Origin of the sequence: Mucilaginibacter rubeus, assembly GCF_014643835.1 — a bacterium.
Lineage (GTDB): Bacteria > Bacteroidota > Bacteroidia > Sphingobacteriales > Sphingobacteriaceae > Mucilaginibacter > Mucilaginibacter rubeus.
Genome location: NZ_BMKD01000009.1, coordinates 70,226 through 86,381, shown reverse-complemented (window position 1 = coordinate 86,381; position 16,156 = coordinate 70,226). Strand labels below are relative to the sequence as shown.

The following is a 16,156-nucleotide window of genomic DNA, read 5'->3' as shown; positions in this document are numbered from 1 at the left end:
TAAAAGTATTTACTTTTACGTTACAAAATTGCCCAAGTCATACAATGTCGTTTTTAACCGGTGAATTTGAGTGTAAGCTTGATCCTAAATTTAGGATGATGATACCGGCTGGCCTTAAAAAAAAGCTTCCTGAACTGGAATCTGAAGGCCTGGTGGTCAATCGTGGGTTTGAAAAATACCTTGTCATATACACTAAAAAGGAATGGGATAAACGACTTGAAGAACTGAGCAAACTTAATGAATACGAAGAGGATAATATAGCCTTTATACGATATTTTACCCGTGGTGCCACCGAGCTTATGCCTGATGCTGCCGGCAGGGTATTATTGCCAAAGTTTCTGTTGGAATATGCGGGTATAAAAGGTGATGTAGTGTTGGCTTGCCAGCTGAATAAAATTGAAGTTTGGGATGCCGAAGCGCATCGCAAGCTGATGGATGATGAGCCAAAAAGTTTTGGAGCGCTGGCAAAAAGGGTGATGGGCAATAAAAGTAAGGAGCAGGAATGAGTGAGTACCATGTACCGGTAATGCTGAAGGAATGTATTGATGGGCTAAACATTGATCCGGACGGTACTTATGTGGATGTGACTTTTGGCGGTGGCGGGCATTCGCGCGAGATCTTAAAACACCTGGGGCCTAACGGCAGGCTGATCGCTTTTGATCAGGATGCCGATGCGCAGCGGAATTTAATTGATGATGAACGTTTTGTTTTTGTAGATCAGAATTTCAGGTATCTCAAAAACTTTTGCCGTTTACATGGGGCTATCCCGGTAAACGGGATTCTGGCCGATTTGGGCGTGTCATCGCACCAGTTTGATGAGGCGGATCGAGGGTTTTCCATTCGGTTTGATGCCGGGCTGGATATGCGCATGAACCAGTTGGGCGAGCTAACTGCAAAGGATGTGGTAAATAACTATTCGGTTGCCGACCTGCACCGGATTTTTGGCATTTACGGAGAAATTCAGAATGCGAAATCATTGGCCGAAACTATTGCTACCGCGAGGTTGAATATGCCAATAGTTACCATTGCTGATCTGAAAAATGTGATCAGCGCACGCATCCCGAAAGGAAAAGAAAATAAATACCTGGCACAAGTGTTTCAGGCATTAAGGATAGAGGTTAATCAGGAGCTGGAGGCTTTAAAAGATTTTTTAACGCAGTCGGCCGAGGTTTTAGGTGTTGGAGGCAGGTTGGTGGTAATGTCATACCATTCGCTTGAGGACAGGCTGGTAAAAAACTTCATAACCAAAGGCAAGTTCAGCGGCGAGGTGGAGAAAGACCTTTATGGAAACGATAATAAACCGCTTGACGCAGTGAGCCGCGGGGCTGTAACGGCATCGGCAGAAGAGATAACCAAAAATAACAGGGCACGGAGCGCTAAATTAAGGATAGCTGTAAAAAAATGACCAATCGTTTACGTACAGAAATTCAGGAGGAGGAAGAAGTTGAAGAGGTAATTGAGGAGAGGCCTGCGAGGGAGCTGCCTGATAACTTTTTTACGCAACTTTTTACCAAAGGCTTTCTTACAACCGAGAAGGCCACCAATGCTTTGCCCTTTATTTTGTTTTTAGCCTTTTTGGGGATGGTGTATATAGGAAATATGCACTATGCCGAAAAATCGGTGCGTGAAATTGATGCGCTTACCAAAGAGGTTAAGGAACTGGGCTGGGATTATAAATCGACAAAGGCCGATATGGCTTTTAAAAGTACGCTTACCGAAGTGGCCAAGCGGGCAGATACATTAGGCTTAAGTCAATCCGTTGATCCACCGGGAAAAATAACAGTGAAGGAGGTTGCAGATGGGAATTAGGACTAACATACTGGCCAGGGTTTATTTAGCCTTTGGTCTTGTTTTGCTTTTGGCCATTGCCGTTGTGGTACAGCTTTGCCGCCTGCAATATGTTCAGGGCGATAAGTGGAAAGCTATGGCTGCCGATCTTTCGGCGCAATACCAAACCGTTGAAGCGGCAAGGGGTAATATTTTTTCTGTTGATGGAAGCTTGCTGGCTACTTCGGTGCCGGAGTATGAGCTGCATATGGACATGCTGGCCAGTGGTATTGCATCGGATACGGCGTTTAACAACAATATCGATCTGTTAGCTGCAAAGCTATCGGGTATGTTTGGTGACAGATCGGCAAGGGAATACTCGCGTGTATTGCGCGAGGCCCGCCGGGATAGTTCACGCTATGTGTTGATCAGGCGTAAGGTATCTTACCAGGATTTGAAAAAGATCCGCCAGTTCCCGGTGTTTAACATGGGCAAATACAAAGGTGGGTTGATCGTTATTCAAAAAAATAAAAGGATCCTGCCATTTCAGTCGCTGGCGGCACGTACTATCGGTTATAAAAACGAAAACGTAAAGAACCCGGTTGGTTTGGAAGGTGCTTATTCATCATATATAAATGGTGAAAGCGGCAGGCGTTTAATGCAGCGGATACCTGGCGGTATCTGGATGCCGGTTGACGATGATGATGAAATAGCACCTAAGGATGGTGCTGACATTATTTCAACCATCAATGTGAATTTTCAGGATGTGGCTCAGGATGCGTTGAAAAAACAATTGGTTAAAAGCGCGGCCGATCATGGCTGCGTTGTGCTTATGGAAGTATCTACCGGCGAGATCAGGGCTATTGCTAATTACACGCGTACTAAGGACGGTGATTACAAAGAGCAAATGAACTATGCTATCAGTAACGCTATCGATCCGGGGTCGACCTTTAAACTGGCATCGTACATGACCATGCTCGATCAGCATAAGATTGACACCAGCACCATAGTTAATGCTGAGGGTGGTAAATATAAATTCCCGAAAGGGCCGACAATTACAGATACCGAGCATGATAACTATGAAATGTCGGTAAAACGTGCTTTTGAAGAATCATCAAACGTGGCTGCGGCAAAATTGGTCGATAAATTTTACCATAATAACCCGTGGCAGTATATCAATAAATTGTACAGCTATCATTTGAATGAAAAGCTTCAGTTACAAATTCCCGGCGAAGGCAGGCCGGTGATCAAAAATCCATCAAACCGCAGCTGGAACAAAAATTACAGTTTGCCTGAGATGGCTTATGGTTATGAAATGAATATTACGCCGCTGCAAATGCTGGCTTATTACAATTCAGTGGCCAATAATGGTAAAATGATAGCCCCGCTGCTGGTTCGTGAGATCAGGAGATTGGGTAACCCTATTGAGCAATTCCAGGCCCGGGTGATCAATGAGCAGGTATGTTCGGAAGCTACGCTGGGTAAGGTACGTGGTATGCTTGAAGGTGTAGTACTTAATGGTACCGGCAAAAATGTTATTAAAAATAAGCTTTACAGTGTGGCGGGTAAAACCGGTACAGCACAGGTGGCTAACGGAACAAAAGGTTATAAGGATAAAAAATACCAGGCCTCTTTTTGCGGTTATTTTCCGGCCGATCATCCTAAATATTCGATGATTGTGGTGATCAATAATCCAACCCAGGGCGACTACCTGGCTGCAAAGGTTGCCGGCCCGGTATTTAGGGAAGTGGCCGACAGGGTTTATGCCAACGATCTGGACATTAACCAAACCCCGCAGGCCCATTATGTAGGCAATACGGTAATGCCGCAGGTAAAACAGGGCAATATGAAGGCCCTGAAAAAGGTTTATTCAAAATTGGGTGTTAAACCGTTGTATGCTTCGGCTAACAGCACTGTTGATACAAGCAATGGTATCCCGTTTGAAGAGGTAAATTATAAAAATGGTACCGTGCCTTCGGTAACAGGCATGGGGCTTAGCGATGCGTTATATGTAATGGGTAACGCCGGCTATAAGGTTACTGTACGCGGTAGCGGTATAGTAACCAATCAATCGGTTACCGGAGGAAGTGCAATACCAAAAGGATCACGAATTTTAATAGAACTGCAATGAGGTATTTAAGCGATGTAATTGATGGACTGGCCTTCACTGAGTTGCAGGGAAGTGCTGATGTGGAGATCACGGCGATAGCTTTTGATTCGAGGGCAGTGATCCCCGGGGCCATGTTTGTTGCCGTAAAAGGCACCGTTGTTGACGGACACGACTATATTGACCAGGCCATAAAAAAAGGTGCTGTAGCAGTGGTTTGCGAAGACCTGCCTGCCCATACTACCGGCGAGGTTGACTTTTTGATGGTGGCCGATTCGGCTGTGGCGCTTGGCATTGTAGCTGCTAATTTTTATGATAATCCATCAGCCAAACTGAAACTGGTTGGGGTAACTGGTACTAATGGCAAAACAACTATCGCAACGTTGTTATATCAGCTGTTCCGCGATCTTGGGTATAAATGTGGCTTGCTTTCAACTGTCGAAAATCAGATCAATGGTAAAGTAATCCCATCAACCCATACCACGCCTGATCCGGTTGAGCTAAACAGTTTGCTTGCCGAAATGGTAGACAGCGGTTGTGACTATTGCTTTATGGAAGTAAGCTCACATGCCATTTCGCAAAAACGTATCGAGAGTTTGGTTTTTGCGGGTGGTGTGTTTACCAACTTAACGCACGATCATTTGGATTATCACAAAACCTTCCTGAGGTATTTGAATGCCAAAAAGGAATTTTTTGATGGTTTACCTAAAGATGCTTTTGCGCTTACCAACAGCGATGATAAAAATGGTAATGTAATGCTGCAAAATACAGCAGCACATAAAAAAAGCTATGGCCTTAAAACCATGGCCGATTATAAAGCCCGAATCCTCGAAAATCAGTTCAGCGGCTTATTACTGCAAATTGACGGCGAGGAAGTATGGTTTAAAATGGTGGGCACATTCAATGCTTACAACCTGTTAGGTGTTTACGCTACCGCGATGCTGCTTGAGCAGGATAAAGCGAAAGTGCTTACGAGCCTGAGCAAACTTACAGGTGCCGAAGGCCGCTTTGAATATATCACAGCACCGAACAAAGTTGTAGGTATAGTTGACTATGCCCATACGCCGGATGCTGTGCAGAATGTGTTGAGCACTATACATGATATCCGCAAGGGAAATGAAAAGGTGATTACGGTAATTGGCTGCGGCGGCGACAGGGATAAAACCAAGCGCCCCATCATGGCCAAAACCGCATGTGAGTGGAGTGATAAAGTGATCCTGACATCCGATAATCCGCGTACCGAAGATCCGGCGCAGATCATCAAGGAAATGGAAGAAGGTGTCGACCCGGCATTTAAGCGTCATACAGTAAGCATCATCGACAGGCATGAGGCGATTAAAACAGCCTGTATGCTGGCAAATCCGGGTGATATTATCCTGGTAGCGGGCAAAGGGCACGAAAAATATCAGGAAATAAACGGGGTGAAAAACCACTTCGATGATATGGAAGAACTGGAAAGGCAATTCCAGGATTTGGTATAACCATCAACTAATTGATAGAGAGTAAAAGGAATTAAAAACGCAAATCTGCAAGAACTAAGATGAGCAAGTCAATCATCTGCACATCTGAAATCTGCACATCTGCAAATTGAAAAAGCAATGTTGTATTACCTGTTTAACTATTTAAGCAAAAATTACAGTATCCCCGGGGTAGGTGTATTTCAATACATCACGTTCAGGATGGCGATGGCTGTAATTACTTCATTGCTGATCACTACTGTTTATGGCAGGCGGCTAATAGATTATCTACGCTTTAAACAGGTGGGCGAAACCGTAAGGAATTTAGGTTTGGAAGGCCAGATGCAAAAATCAGGTACGCCAACTATGGGTGGTATCATCATTTTGCTGGGTATTTTAATACCAACACTGCTGTTTGCCAAGCTGGAGAATGTGTATGTGATCCTGATGATCATTACCACCGTTTGGCTGGGTGCCATCGGCTTTCTGGACGATTATATTAAAGTATTTAAAAAGAATAAAGAGGGTTTAGCAGGCAGGTTTAAGATCATTGGTCAGGTAGGTTTATCACTCATTGTTGGGTGGACAATGTATTTCAACAGTAATATCATCATCCGGCAGGAGGTTGTATTACCCGTTAAGGACGATGCCCCGGTTGAGTTTCACATGAAGCGCAGCACCCCGGTTTATACCCAGGATGTGCACTCCACCAAAACAACCATGCCATTCTACAAAAATAACGAGTTTGATTATGCCAAGGTGTTGAAGTTTTTAGGGAAAGGTTACGAGCAATACGCGCTGGTGGTATTCCTGTTTTTCGTGATCCTCATTATCACGTTCATATCCAACGGGGCCAACATCACAGATGGCATTGATGGCCTGGCGACGGGCACCTCGGCTATCATCGGCATTACGCTGGCTATCCTGGCCTATGTATCGGGTAACACGGTTATTGCTGACTATCTGAACATCATGTATATCCCTAACTCGGGTGAGCTAGTAATTTTCGCCGGTGCCTTTGTCGGGGCTTGCGTAGGCTTTTTATGGTACAACTCGTACCCGGCACAGGTGTTTATGGGTGATACTGGTAGTTTGGCTATAGGTGGTATCATAGCGGTATTTGCTATCATGATCCGTAAGGAACTGATGCTGCCATTGCTGTGTGGTATTTTCCTGGTAGAGAATTTTTCGGTGATTATCCAGGTTTCATGGTTTAAATACACCAAAAAGAAATTCGGCGAAGGCAGGCGCGTGTTTTTAATGGCGCCGCTGCATCACCATTACCAGAAAAAGGGTTTCCATGAAGCAAAGATTGTTACCCGCTTCTGGATCATCTGTATCATACTGGCGATAGTGACGGTGATAACGTTGAAACTTCGTTAGAGGTTAGTGATTGAAGCTTAGAGGTTAGGGAAAGAAAAATATTAGAAAAGCGAATCGGTGATATCATTGAATCACCAAAAAGAAATCGGTGGAATCACCAAAAGATCGGTGTAATCCCAAAAGAAAAAAGAAATGAGTCAGGACAATAACATATCAACGCAGTCAATTCCTAAAGTGAGGATAGTAATCCTTGGTGCGGGAGAGAGCGGTGCTGGAGCAGCCTACTTAGCGCGGCAGCAAGGCTTTGATGTTTTTGTGTCGGATTTTGGCGGCATTGCCGATAACTACAAAAAGCAACTCGAAGATTGGAATATTCCTTTTGAAGAGAAACAGCATACTGAAGAACTGATCCTGAATGCGGTAGAAGTGATCAAAAGCCCCGGTATTCCGGATAAGGCCCCGATCATAAAAAAACTGCATGAAAATGGGACACCTGTGATATCGGAGATTGAGTTTGCCGGGAGGTACACTGATGCAAAGATCATTGGTATAACAGGTTCAAACGGTAAAACGACCACCACCAGCTTAACCTACCACATTTTAAAAGATGCGGGGATGAATGTTGGGTTGGCGGGCAACATCGGCAAAAGCTTTGCCTACCAGGTTGCTACCGAAAAGTTTGACTGGTATGTGCTGGAGCTAAGCAGTTTTATGCTTGATGATATGTTCAGGTTTAAAGTTGATATAGCGGTACTACTAAACATCACACCTGATCATTTGGATAGGTATGATTATAAACTGGAAAATTATGCGGCATCCAAATTCAGGATAACGCAGAACCAGACTGCAGCCGATTATTTCATTTATTGTGCCGATGATCCGGAAACAATAAAGGGAATGAAAGAGCGAACGTTCGGGGCACAGCTGTTGCCGTTTTCCATACAGCAAAAATTTGAACCGGGGGCATACCTGGATAACAACGACAATATTGTCATTAACACAACACAAGAACATTTTACAATGTCAATTCAAGATCTGGCCCTGCAAGGCAAACACAATATTTACAACTCCATGGCATCGGGTATTGTGGCAAAAGTGTTGGAGCTACGCAACGAAACGATGAGGGAGAGCATGGGCAACTTTAAAAGCATTGAGCACCGCCTGGAGTTTGTTGCCAATATATCCGGTATCCGCTTCATCAACGATTCAAAAGCTACCAATGTTAATTCAACATGGTACGCTTTGGAAAGTATGACCAGCGATGTAGTGCTGATTTTGGGTGGTGTTGACAAAGGAAATGATTATAGTATGCTTAATGATCTGGTTAAGCAAAAGGTAAAGGCCATTGTGTGTTTAGGCAAGGATAACAAACGCATCCACGAAGCCTTTGATGATATGGTTGAAATTATAGTAAACACGTCATCAGCCCAGGAAGCGGCAACCGTAGCTTATCACCTGGCAACTAAAGGCGATACGGTGCTATTATCACCGGCTTGCGCCAGCTTCGATCTGTTTAAAAACTACGAAGACCGCGGCAGGCAGTTTAAGGACGCTGTGAAGGAATTGTAAGTAAAACAGTCCATAGTCGATGGTCGATAGTCCATAGATTATGAAAATTAAATCATGGTCTATCGACTATGGGCTATGGACAAATAAAGAAAATAAAGTTGCAATGCATAGGATATTAAATAACACAAAAGGAGATCGCTGGATATGGCTTATAGTCATACTGCTTTCTGTTATATCCTTGTTGGCGGTATATAGTTCGGTTGGTACGCTGGCATTTAAGCAGGGTAAGGGGGTCGAGATCATCCTCATGAAACACGTGTTCATGATAGTAGGTGGGATTGCGCTGATGTATTTTTCGCACAAGCTTGATTACCGCTATTATGCAGGTATCTCTAAGGTAATGATGATCGTTACCATTCCGCTGTTGCTGTATACATTGGTTTTTGGTAGTCATATTAATAATGCAAGCCGCTGGATAGCTATCCCGGGAACAGGGTTAAGCTTTCAGACTTCGGATTTGGCCAAACTGGCATTGATCACTTATCTGGCCCGTACATTATCGCGCAAGCAGGAAAACATTAAGAATGTTAAAGAATCTTTTTTGCCTATCATGGGTTCGGTTTGTGTGGTGTTTATCCTGATTGCATTAGCTAACCTTTCAACAGCGTTAATGTTATTTGGGGTTAGCATATTACTGTTGATCATCGGCCGGATCAGTATCAGGCAAATAGCTATTACCTGTGCTGCAGGTTTTATATTGTTGCTGGGCGTAATATTCTTGGGGCCGAGGAGGCATACTTACGTATCCCGTATGAAGGTATTTATGCACCCCGAACTGGCAAAGGCCGATAAATCTTTCCAAAGCGATCACGCAAAAATTGCCATCGCAACAGGCGGGTTATTTGGCAAAGGCCCAGGGAACAGCACAGAAAGAAATTACCTGCCCGAGTCATACTCTGATGAGATCTACGCCATTATAGTTGAGGAGTATGGTTTGGTAGGCGGAGTGATAGTAGTAGGGATCTATGTATTCCTGCTGTATAGATGTATCAAGATCATAACGAAGGCTCCGAAAGCGTTTGGGGCACTACTGGCCTGTGGTTTAAGTTTTAGTTTAACAATACAGGCTTTTGCCAATATGGCTGTAGCTGTAGGCTTAGGGCCGGTAACCGGCGTGCCGCTACCGTTGGTAAGTATGGGTGGTACTTCGATATTGTTTACAAGCATCGCCTTTGGTATTATACTGTCGGTGAGTAAAGATATTGAAGAACCTAAAAAAGATAAGACTATTAAAGAGGACAATGCCGGGCCTAATAAGATTATAGTGGGAGAGATCAGGACGGCGTAACCCCCCTAAAGGAGGAACGATTGACAAGGTTATATAAAAATTAATAAGAAGTGGCAGATAAAAGCAATGATATGAAAGCAGCCAATCAAAAGCACCCCCTTCAGGGGGCGGGGGGGGCGTCGCCGCGTATCATCATAAGCGGTGGCGGAACAGGAGGACATATCTTCCCGGCTATCTCTATTGCCAATGCTTTAAAACATATTGATCCCAATACCGAAATCCTGTTTGTGGGCGCTAACGGCCGCATGGAAATGGATAAGGTGCCGGCGGCGGGTTACAAGATCATCGGTTTGGATATTCAGGGGATTCAGCGCGGTTCTATCGTAAAAAACCTGATGTTCCCTATCAAACTTGCCAATAGTGTACGCAAGGCTATCAAAATCATTAAAGATTTTAAGCCCGATGCTGCAGTAGGTGTAGGTGGATATGCATCGGGTCCGTTATTATATGCTGCATCACTGAAAGGGATCCCATACCTCATACAAGAGCAAAACTCGTATGCAGGTATTACCAATAAATGGTTAGGTAAACATGCCCAAAAAATATGCGTGGCCTTTGATGGTATGGAGAAGTTTTTCCCTGCCGATAAGATCATCAAAACTGGTAACCCTATCCGTAAGGATGCGGTGAACATTGCCGGTAAGCATATGCAGGCTTTGGAGTTGTACCATTTGTCGCACTTTAAAAAAACGATACTGATAACCGGCGGTAGTCTTGGCGCGCGTACGCTGAACAATAGTATCATGAACGGTATAGATAAACTGCTGGCTGCCGATGTACAGGTGATATGGCAAACCGGTAAGTTTTATTATAAAAGCATTATCGAAAAGTTGGGCGAAAATTATCACCCCGATCTGCAGATCAGGGAGTTTTTAACCCGGATGGATTTGGCTTACGCCGCCGCCGATATTATCATATCAAGGGCGGGTGCAGGCACTATTGCCGAGCTGTGTGCCATTAAAAAGCCGGTGATCCTGGTGCCTTCGCCAAATGTGGCCGAAGATCATCAAACAAAAAACGCGTTAGCGCTGGTGCATGAAAACGCAGCCGTTTTTGTTGCCGACAGAGATGCTGAGGCAAAACTGGTTGACCGGGCGCTTGAATTACTGGAAGACCGCGACCTGCAAAAAAAATTGAGCACAAACATTGGTAAAATGGCCATGCCAAATGCCGATGAAGTAATAGCAAAGGAACTTATCCAAATAATAAGTAACAATTAAAATGATGGTCCTCCTCTTCCAAAGGGAGGAGGGCCTTTTTAAAACAAATTGAAATGGAACTGCACGATATAAAAAGAGTTTATCTCATAGGCATAGGCGGCATCGGTATGAGCGGCCTGGCACGCTATTTCCATCATTTGGGTTGCATTGTTTGCGGATATGACAAAACGTCGACTGATTTAACAAACCAGTTGCACAACGAGGGGATCCAGGTTGTTTTTGAAGATCATGCGGATTATATCCCTATGAGTTTCCAAAAACCATGCAACGATACGCTGATTATTTATACACCGGCGGTACCGAAGGATTCGCACATTGTTAACTATTTTAAAAACCACGGCTTTGAGCTCTATAAACGCTCGCAGGTTTTAGGCTTGATCAGCAAGAGCTCATTTACTATTGCTGTGGCGGGTACACATGGCAAAACTACCACCTCAACCATGGTAGCGCATTTGCTTAAGGCATCGGGTAATGATTGCTCTGCTTTTTTGGGTGGTATTTCATCAAATTACCAAACCAATGTGCTGTATGGCAAAAACAACGTAATGGTGGTTGAGGCCGATGAATATGATCGCTCGTTCCTTACCCTATATCCGGATGTGGCTATCATCACCTCAATGGATGCCGATCATTTGGATATCTATGGTGATCACGCGCATCTAACCGAATCGTTTAAGCTGTTCGCTTCGCAGATAAAACCGGGTGGTACGCTGGTGCACAAAAATGGTTTGCCTTTGGATGGTGGTTACACCTATGCTTTCGAAGATGAAACTGCTGATGCACATGCTTCAAACGTGAGGATCATTGACGGCGATTTCTATTTCGATTATAACAGTAATGCGGTAAATATCACGGATATAAAAATGGGCATAGCCGGCACCCACAATGTGGAGAACGCCGTAGCAGCCATTGAAGCGGTACTGAAACTGGCTATATCACCGGAAAATATTAAAGAAGCGCTGGCATCCTTCAGAGGAGTTAAACGCAGGTTTGAATACATTGTTAAAACACCGGAGCATATCTACATTGATGATTACGCACATCACCCCGAGGAACTGAGGGCTTGTATATCATCAATAAAAAGATTATACCCGGCTAAGAAGTTAACGGCCATATTTCAGCCTCATTTATTTACCCGCACCCGCGACTTTGCCGATGGTTTTGCCGAGGTGCTGGATATGGTAGACGAGCTGATATTGCTGGAAATTTATCCGGCGCGCGAATTGCCGATAGAAGGGGTTAACTCGCAAATGCTGCTTAACCGCATGCAATTGCAAAATAAAAAGATACTGAGTAAAGAGGCCGCGGTAGCCGCTGTAGCTGCCGAAAAGCCCGAACTATTGTTAACGGTAGGTGCCGGTGATATTGACACGCTGGTACAACCTTTAAAACAAGTATTAAGCAATGAATAAAAAACTCATTTGGAAGCGTCTGTTAATAGGTTGTGCCTGGGTAATAAGCCTGGGTGGCCTTGTGGTGCTTATGAGTTTTATTGAAACAAAAAAAGCGGGTGTAAAGTGTACCGCGGTAAACGTAAGCATCCCCGGCGGGCAATATTTTATTGACAAGCAGGAGGTTGATCATATTATTGAAGTTACCAGTCACTCATTGGTAGGCAGGCCTATCGAAAATATCAATATCCAGGAACTGGAAGATAAATTGAAAGCGAACCCGTTTATTGAGTTTGCTAAAGTTTATACCGAAATGGACGGTGTACTGAGGGTTGAAGTAAGCCAGCGCCAGCCGATATTGCGCATCATGAACCATTATGATATGGATTTTTATGTAGATCAAAACGGCTTAAAGATTCCGCTATCATCAAACTTTACCGCGAGGGTATTGGTAGCTAATGGTTTTATCGAAGAGCTGTTTACCAACCGGGTTGATTCGTTACATACGCGCCTGGCTAAAGATTTGTTTAAAACGGCTGATTATATCCGTAAGGATTCGCTTTGGGATGCACAGATAGCGCAGATGTATGTGAACAGTGAGCGCGAGATAGAGCTGATTCCGAGAGTGGGCAACCAAAGGATCCTGATCGGTAATGCGGATTCGCTTAACGTAAAGTTGAACAACCTGCAGGCTTTTTACAAGCAGGTGCTGCCAAAGGTAGGCTGGGATACTTATAAAGTGATCAATGTAAAATATACCAACCAGGTTATTGGTATAAAAAATGAAAATATAAAAGCAGATTCAATTAAGGCAGCTAAAACTGCCAAACAGGATTCGCTTAGGACGAAAAGGGATACATCTCAAATTAAATTGTAATATGGACAAAAGCTCAACTCAGGAAAAAAGTTCGCCAATTGTAGTAGGATTGGATATCGGGACTACCAAGATATGTGCCATTGTTGGGCGCAGGAGCAAGAACGGGAAGATTGAGGTTTTAGGGATTGGCAAGGCCGAATCTGCGGGGGTGACGCGCGGCGTGGTGTCAAATATAGATAAAACAGTACAAGGCATTCATCAGGCGGTGGAGGTGGCGGGCTCGCAATCAAATGTAGAAATCAGGGTAGTGAACGTAGGCATTGCAGGTCAGCACATCAAAAGCTTGCAACACCGCGGTTTAATAACCCGTCGCGATCTGCAATCAGAGATCGGTCGTAAGGATATTGATAAGCTGATAGAGGATATGTATAACCTGGTGATGCCTCCGGGCGAGGAGATCATCCATGTGTTGCCACAGGAGTTTACTGTGGATAATGAACCTGGGATCAAAGATCCGATAGGTATGGCTGGCGTTAGGCTTGAGGCTAACTTCCATATTATATCTGGTCAGGTTACGGCCATTAAAAACATTGTAAAATGTGTTAACAAGGCCAGCCTGGAGAGCCAGGAACTGATCCTTGAGCCGCTGGCATCTTCAGAATCTGTTTTGAGCGAAGAGGAAAAAGAAGCCGGCGTGGTTTTGGTTGATATCGGTGGCGGTACTACCGACGTAGCTATTTTCCATGAAGGTATCATTCGCCATACAGCTGTTATCCCTTTTGGCGGCAATAGTGTAACTGAGGATATCCGCGAAGGCTGTTCAGTAATGCGCAACATTGCCGAGCAACTGAAAGTAAGGTTTGGATCTGCCCTGGCCGATGAGAACAAGGAAAATGAGATTGTATGTGTGCCAGGTTTGCGTGGCCGTGAGCCAAAAGAAATTTCGGTGAAAAACCTGGCTTATGTAATTCAAGCCCGTATGGAAGAGATCGTGGAGCATGTTTACTACGAGATCAAATCATCAGGCTACGAGAAAAAGCTGATTGCTGGTATCGTGATAACAGGTGGTGGTGCGCAGTTGAAACACTTGCGTCAACTGGTTGAGTTTGTTACCGGTTTGGATTGCCGCGTAGGTTACCCAACCGAGCACCTGGCTAAAAACGAAGTGCTGCCGAAAGGTACATACGAAGAATTGCAGAGCCCAACTTTTGCTACCGGTATTGGTTTGCTCATTAAAGGGATCCAGAAAATGGAATACATGAATGAAGCGATCCCTGCCGAAGTGAAAACGGCTAAGCCAAAGTACGATGCGAAAAGTAAAGAAGGGGGCTTGTTAGACAGGCTGCTGAAAAAAAGCATCACATTTATTAAGGATGACATTAAGGATGAGGACTTTCTGAAATAATATTTATTCACAAGGGTTAAACTTATTCACATTGCTCACAAATGTGGATAAATCTTGTTGAAAAAGTGTTATTATTACGATGGTAAAATCTAATGTTGGGTTGAATTACATATAGCTGAAAACGAAGATTATGCATTTTGAAATGTTAAAAGAAAAATCGTCAATCATCAAGGTAATTGGTGTTGGCGGTGGTGGTGGTAACGCGGTAAACCATATGTACAGGCAAGGAATTACCGGTGTTGATTTTATAATATGCAACACTGATGCCCAGGCATTGGAGCTGAGCCCTATACCTAACAAGGTGCAATTGGGTGCCAGTTTAACCGAGGGCATGGGTGCAGGCTCAATACCCGAAGTAGGCAAAAATTCGGCTATTGAAAATATCGACGATATTAAACAGATGTTGGGCGTTAATACCAAAATGCTGTTTATCACAGCTGGTATGGGCGGTGGTACAGGTACAGGCGCAAGCCCTATCATTGCCAAGGCTGCGCGCGAAATGGATATATTAACGGTGGGTATCATAACCACACCTTTCTCTTTTGAAGGTAAACGCCGTAAAATGCAGGCGGATGCTGGTTTGGAAGAACTGCGCAAGTATGTCGATTCGTTTCTGGTGATCTCGAACGACAGGCTTCGGCAGATCTTTGGTAACCTGACAATGAGCTCTGCATTTGCCCAGGCTGATAATATATTGACTACAGCAGCTAAAGGTATTGCCGAGATCATCACCTTGCCGGGCTATATCAACGTCGACTTTAAAGATGTGCGCACGGTAATGAAGGATAGCGGTGTATCTATCATGGGCAGCTTTAGCGCCGATGGTGAAAACCGTGCCCTTAAAGCTGTTGAAGGTGCATTGGCATCACCATTGTTGAAAGATAATGAGATTGAAGGTGCAAGGTATATATTGCTGAACATCAGCTCGGGCCTTAAAGAGGTTACCATGGATGAGATCAGCGTAATTACTGATTATATCCAGGAAGAAGCCGGCTTAGCTGCTGACCTGATCTGGGGTAACTGTATCGACGAAAACCTGGGTGAGCAATTATCGGTAACCATTATTGCTACCGGTTTCCAAACCAAAGATGAGCGCGAAAAGGAAAACAGCAACAAGAAAATAGTTTCAATGCTGGTTCCCGAAGAGCCTCAGCAGGCAAGGCCGGTTAACGAATTTATTAAACCAGTTAAGGTTGATGCTCCTGCCGAGCCTTATGCTAAAGCACCTAAAGAAGATGCAAAGCAAGCTGGGTTGTTTGATATGTTTGCCGGTAGTCGCCAGGAAGAACCTGCTGTTGTAAGGCATAGCCTAATGAATGAAGAGCCAGAGGTTGATAACGAGCCGGATACTGCTGGTTTCACTTTTAAAATGAGTGAGCCGGTGAGCTATGAGCAGCCTGTAAGGGAACAGCCACGTATGCCCGAGCCTGAACCAGAGCCAACTCCTGCACCGCAACCTGTTGGGGCTGATGATAACAAAACCAACGAATCTATAGAAGAGCAGTTAAAAAAATCGCGCGAGCGCATTATGAGACTGAAAGACCTGAGCATGAAACTGCGTACAGGTAATATTCAGGAATTGGAAAATGTTCCGGCTTATAAACGTAAAGAGATAGCCCTGCAGGATACCCCGGCATCTGACGAAAGCCAGATCTCACGTTTTTCCCTGATGCAGGATAGCGAAGGTAACGTGGAGATCAGGAATAATAACTCGTACCTGCACGGAAACGCTGATTAAGAGAGTCAGGACTTTTAGAGTCAAGAGACAAGAAAGAATAGAGAAACCACAATAATTGAATGGGAGATCAACAA

The 16,156-nt window shown here is 44.3% G+C and carries 13 protein-coding genes; all 13 read left to right on the top strand.

What is annotated here, in order from left to right:
* The first annotated feature begins 44 nt into the window (after positions 1–44).
* The 13 genes from IEX80_RS24180 to ftsZ all read left to right on the top strand — a co-directional run bounded on the left by IEX80_RS24180 (position 45) and on the right by ftsZ (position 16,082).
* Positions 45–506, top strand: coding sequence for a division/cell wall cluster transcriptional repressor MraZ (locus IEX80_RS24180; protein WP_188834416.1), 462 nt, complete (start codon positions 45–47; stop codon positions 504–506).
* The gene (gene rsmH, locus IEX80_RS24175; protein ID WP_188834415.1) at positions 503–1,405 is read left to right on the top strand and encodes a 16S rRNA (cytosine(1402)-N(4))-methyltransferase RsmH; all 903 of its coding nucleotides are present in this window, start codon (positions 503–505) and stop codon (positions 1,403–1,405) included. Before IEX80_RS24180 ends, rsmH begins: the two co-directional genes overlap by 4 nt.
* Complete coding sequence (locus IEX80_RS24170) at positions 1,402–1,809, top strand: FtsL-like putative cell division protein (RefSeq protein WP_091173863.1); 408 nt, start codon at positions 1,402–1,404, stop codon at positions 1,807–1,809. Before rsmH ends, IEX80_RS24170 begins: the two co-directional genes overlap by 4 nt.
* The gene (locus tag IEX80_RS24165) at positions 1,799–3,898 is read left to right on the top strand and encodes a PASTA domain-containing penicillin-binding protein (protein ID WP_188834414.1); all 2,100 of its coding nucleotides are present in this window, start codon (positions 1,799–1,801) and stop codon (positions 3,896–3,898) included. The genes IEX80_RS24170 and IEX80_RS24165 overlap by 11 nt, the downstream gene beginning before the upstream one ends.
* The gene (locus IEX80_RS24160; protein ID WP_091173855.1) at positions 3,895–5,355 is read left to right on the top strand and encodes a UDP-N-acetylmuramoyl-L-alanyl-D-glutamate--2,6-diaminopimelate ligase; all 1,461 of its coding nucleotides are present in this window, start codon (positions 3,895–3,897) and stop codon (positions 5,353–5,355) included. The genes IEX80_RS24165 and IEX80_RS24160 overlap by 4 nt, the downstream gene beginning before the upstream one ends.
* Positions 5,356–5,472: 117 nt before the next feature.
* The gene (gene mraY, locus IEX80_RS24155) at positions 5,473–6,714 is read left to right on the top strand and encodes a phospho-N-acetylmuramoyl-pentapeptide-transferase (protein ID WP_188834413.1); all 1,242 of its coding nucleotides are present in this window, start codon (positions 5,473–5,475) and stop codon (positions 6,712–6,714) included.
* Positions 6,715–6,846: 132 nt separating this feature from the next.
* On the top strand, positions 6,847–8,223 hold the full coding sequence (gene murD / locus IEX80_RS24150) for a UDP-N-acetylmuramoyl-L-alanine--D-glutamate ligase (RefSeq protein ID WP_188834412.1): 1,377 nt from the start codon (positions 6,847–6,849) through the stop codon (positions 8,221–8,223).
* 103 nt (positions 8,224–8,326) lie between these two features.
* On the top strand, positions 8,327–9,511 hold the full coding sequence (locus IEX80_RS24145; protein ID WP_188834541.1) for an FtsW/RodA/SpoVE family cell cycle protein: 1,185 nt from the start codon (positions 8,327–8,329) through the stop codon (positions 9,509–9,511).
* A gap of 71 nt (positions 9,512–9,582) precedes the next feature.
* The gene (gene murG, locus IEX80_RS24140; protein ID WP_090531263.1) at positions 9,583–10,731 is read left to right on the top strand and encodes an undecaprenyldiphospho-muramoylpentapeptide beta-N-acetylglucosaminyltransferase; all 1,149 of its coding nucleotides are present in this window, start codon (positions 9,583–9,585) and stop codon (positions 10,729–10,731) included.
* Positions 10,732–10,784: 53 nt separating this feature from the next.
* A complete protein-coding gene (gene murC / locus IEX80_RS24135; protein ID WP_188834411.1) occupies positions 10,785–12,143 on the top strand; it encodes a UDP-N-acetylmuramate--L-alanine ligase in 1,359 nt (452 codons plus the stop codon).
* A complete protein-coding gene (locus IEX80_RS24130) occupies positions 12,136–12,999 on the top strand; it encodes a cell division protein FtsQ/DivIB (RefSeq protein WP_175490020.1) in 864 nt (287 codons plus the stop codon). Before murC ends, IEX80_RS24130 begins: the two co-directional genes overlap by 8 nt.
* Position 13,000: 1 nt before the next feature.
* On the top strand, positions 13,001–14,344 hold the full coding sequence (gene ftsA, locus IEX80_RS24125) for a cell division protein FtsA (protein WP_090529889.1): 1,344 nt from the start codon (positions 13,001–13,003) through the stop codon (positions 14,342–14,344).
* A 130-nt stretch (positions 14,345–14,474) separates the two neighbouring features.
* A complete protein-coding gene (ftsZ, locus tag IEX80_RS24120) occupies positions 14,475–16,082 on the top strand; it encodes a cell division protein FtsZ (RefSeq protein ID WP_090529886.1) in 1,608 nt (535 codons plus the stop codon).
* The last annotated feature ends 74 nt before the right edge of the window (positions 16,083–16,156 follow it).

Coding starts and splice junctions, on each gene's coding strand:
- IEX80_RS24180 (WP_188834416.1), top strand. CDS start 45: ATGTCGTTTTTAACCGGTGAATTTGAGTGTAAGCTTGATCCTAAATTT.
- rsmH (WP_188834415.1), top strand. CDS start 503: ATGAGTGAGTACCATGTACCGGTAATGCTGAAGGAATGTATTGATGGG.
- IEX80_RS24170 (WP_091173863.1), top strand. CDS start 1,402: ATGACCAATCGTTTACGTACAGAAATTCAGGAGGAGGAAGAAGTTGAA.
- IEX80_RS24165 (WP_188834414.1), top strand. CDS start 1,799: ATGGGAATTAGGACTAACATACTGGCCAGGGTTTATTTAGCCTTTGGT.
- IEX80_RS24160 (WP_091173855.1), top strand. CDS start 3,895: ATGAGGTATTTAAGCGATGTAATTGATGGACTGGCCTTCACTGAGTTG.
- mraY (WP_188834413.1), top strand. CDS start 5,473: ATGTTGTATTACCTGTTTAACTATTTAAGCAAAAATTACAGTATCCCC.
- murD (WP_188834412.1), top strand. CDS start 6,847: ATGAGTCAGGACAATAACATATCAACGCAGTCAATTCCTAAAGTGAGG.
- IEX80_RS24145 (WP_188834541.1), top strand. CDS start 8,327: ATGCATAGGATATTAAATAACACAAAAGGAGATCGCTGGATATGGCTT.
- murG (WP_090531263.1), top strand. CDS start 9,583: ATGAAAGCAGCCAATCAAAAGCACCCCCTTCAGGGGGCGGGGGGGGCG.
- murC (WP_188834411.1), top strand. CDS start 10,785: ATGGAACTGCACGATATAAAAAGAGTTTATCTCATAGGCATAGGCGGC.
- IEX80_RS24130 (WP_175490020.1), top strand. CDS start 12,136: ATGAATAAAAAACTCATTTGGAAGCGTCTGTTAATAGGTTGTGCCTGG.
- ftsA (WP_090529889.1), top strand. CDS start 13,001: ATGGACAAAAGCTCAACTCAGGAAAAAAGTTCGCCAATTGTAGTAGGA.
- ftsZ (WP_090529886.1), top strand. CDS start 14,475: ATGCATTTTGAAATGTTAAAAGAAAAATCGTCAATCATCAAGGTAATT.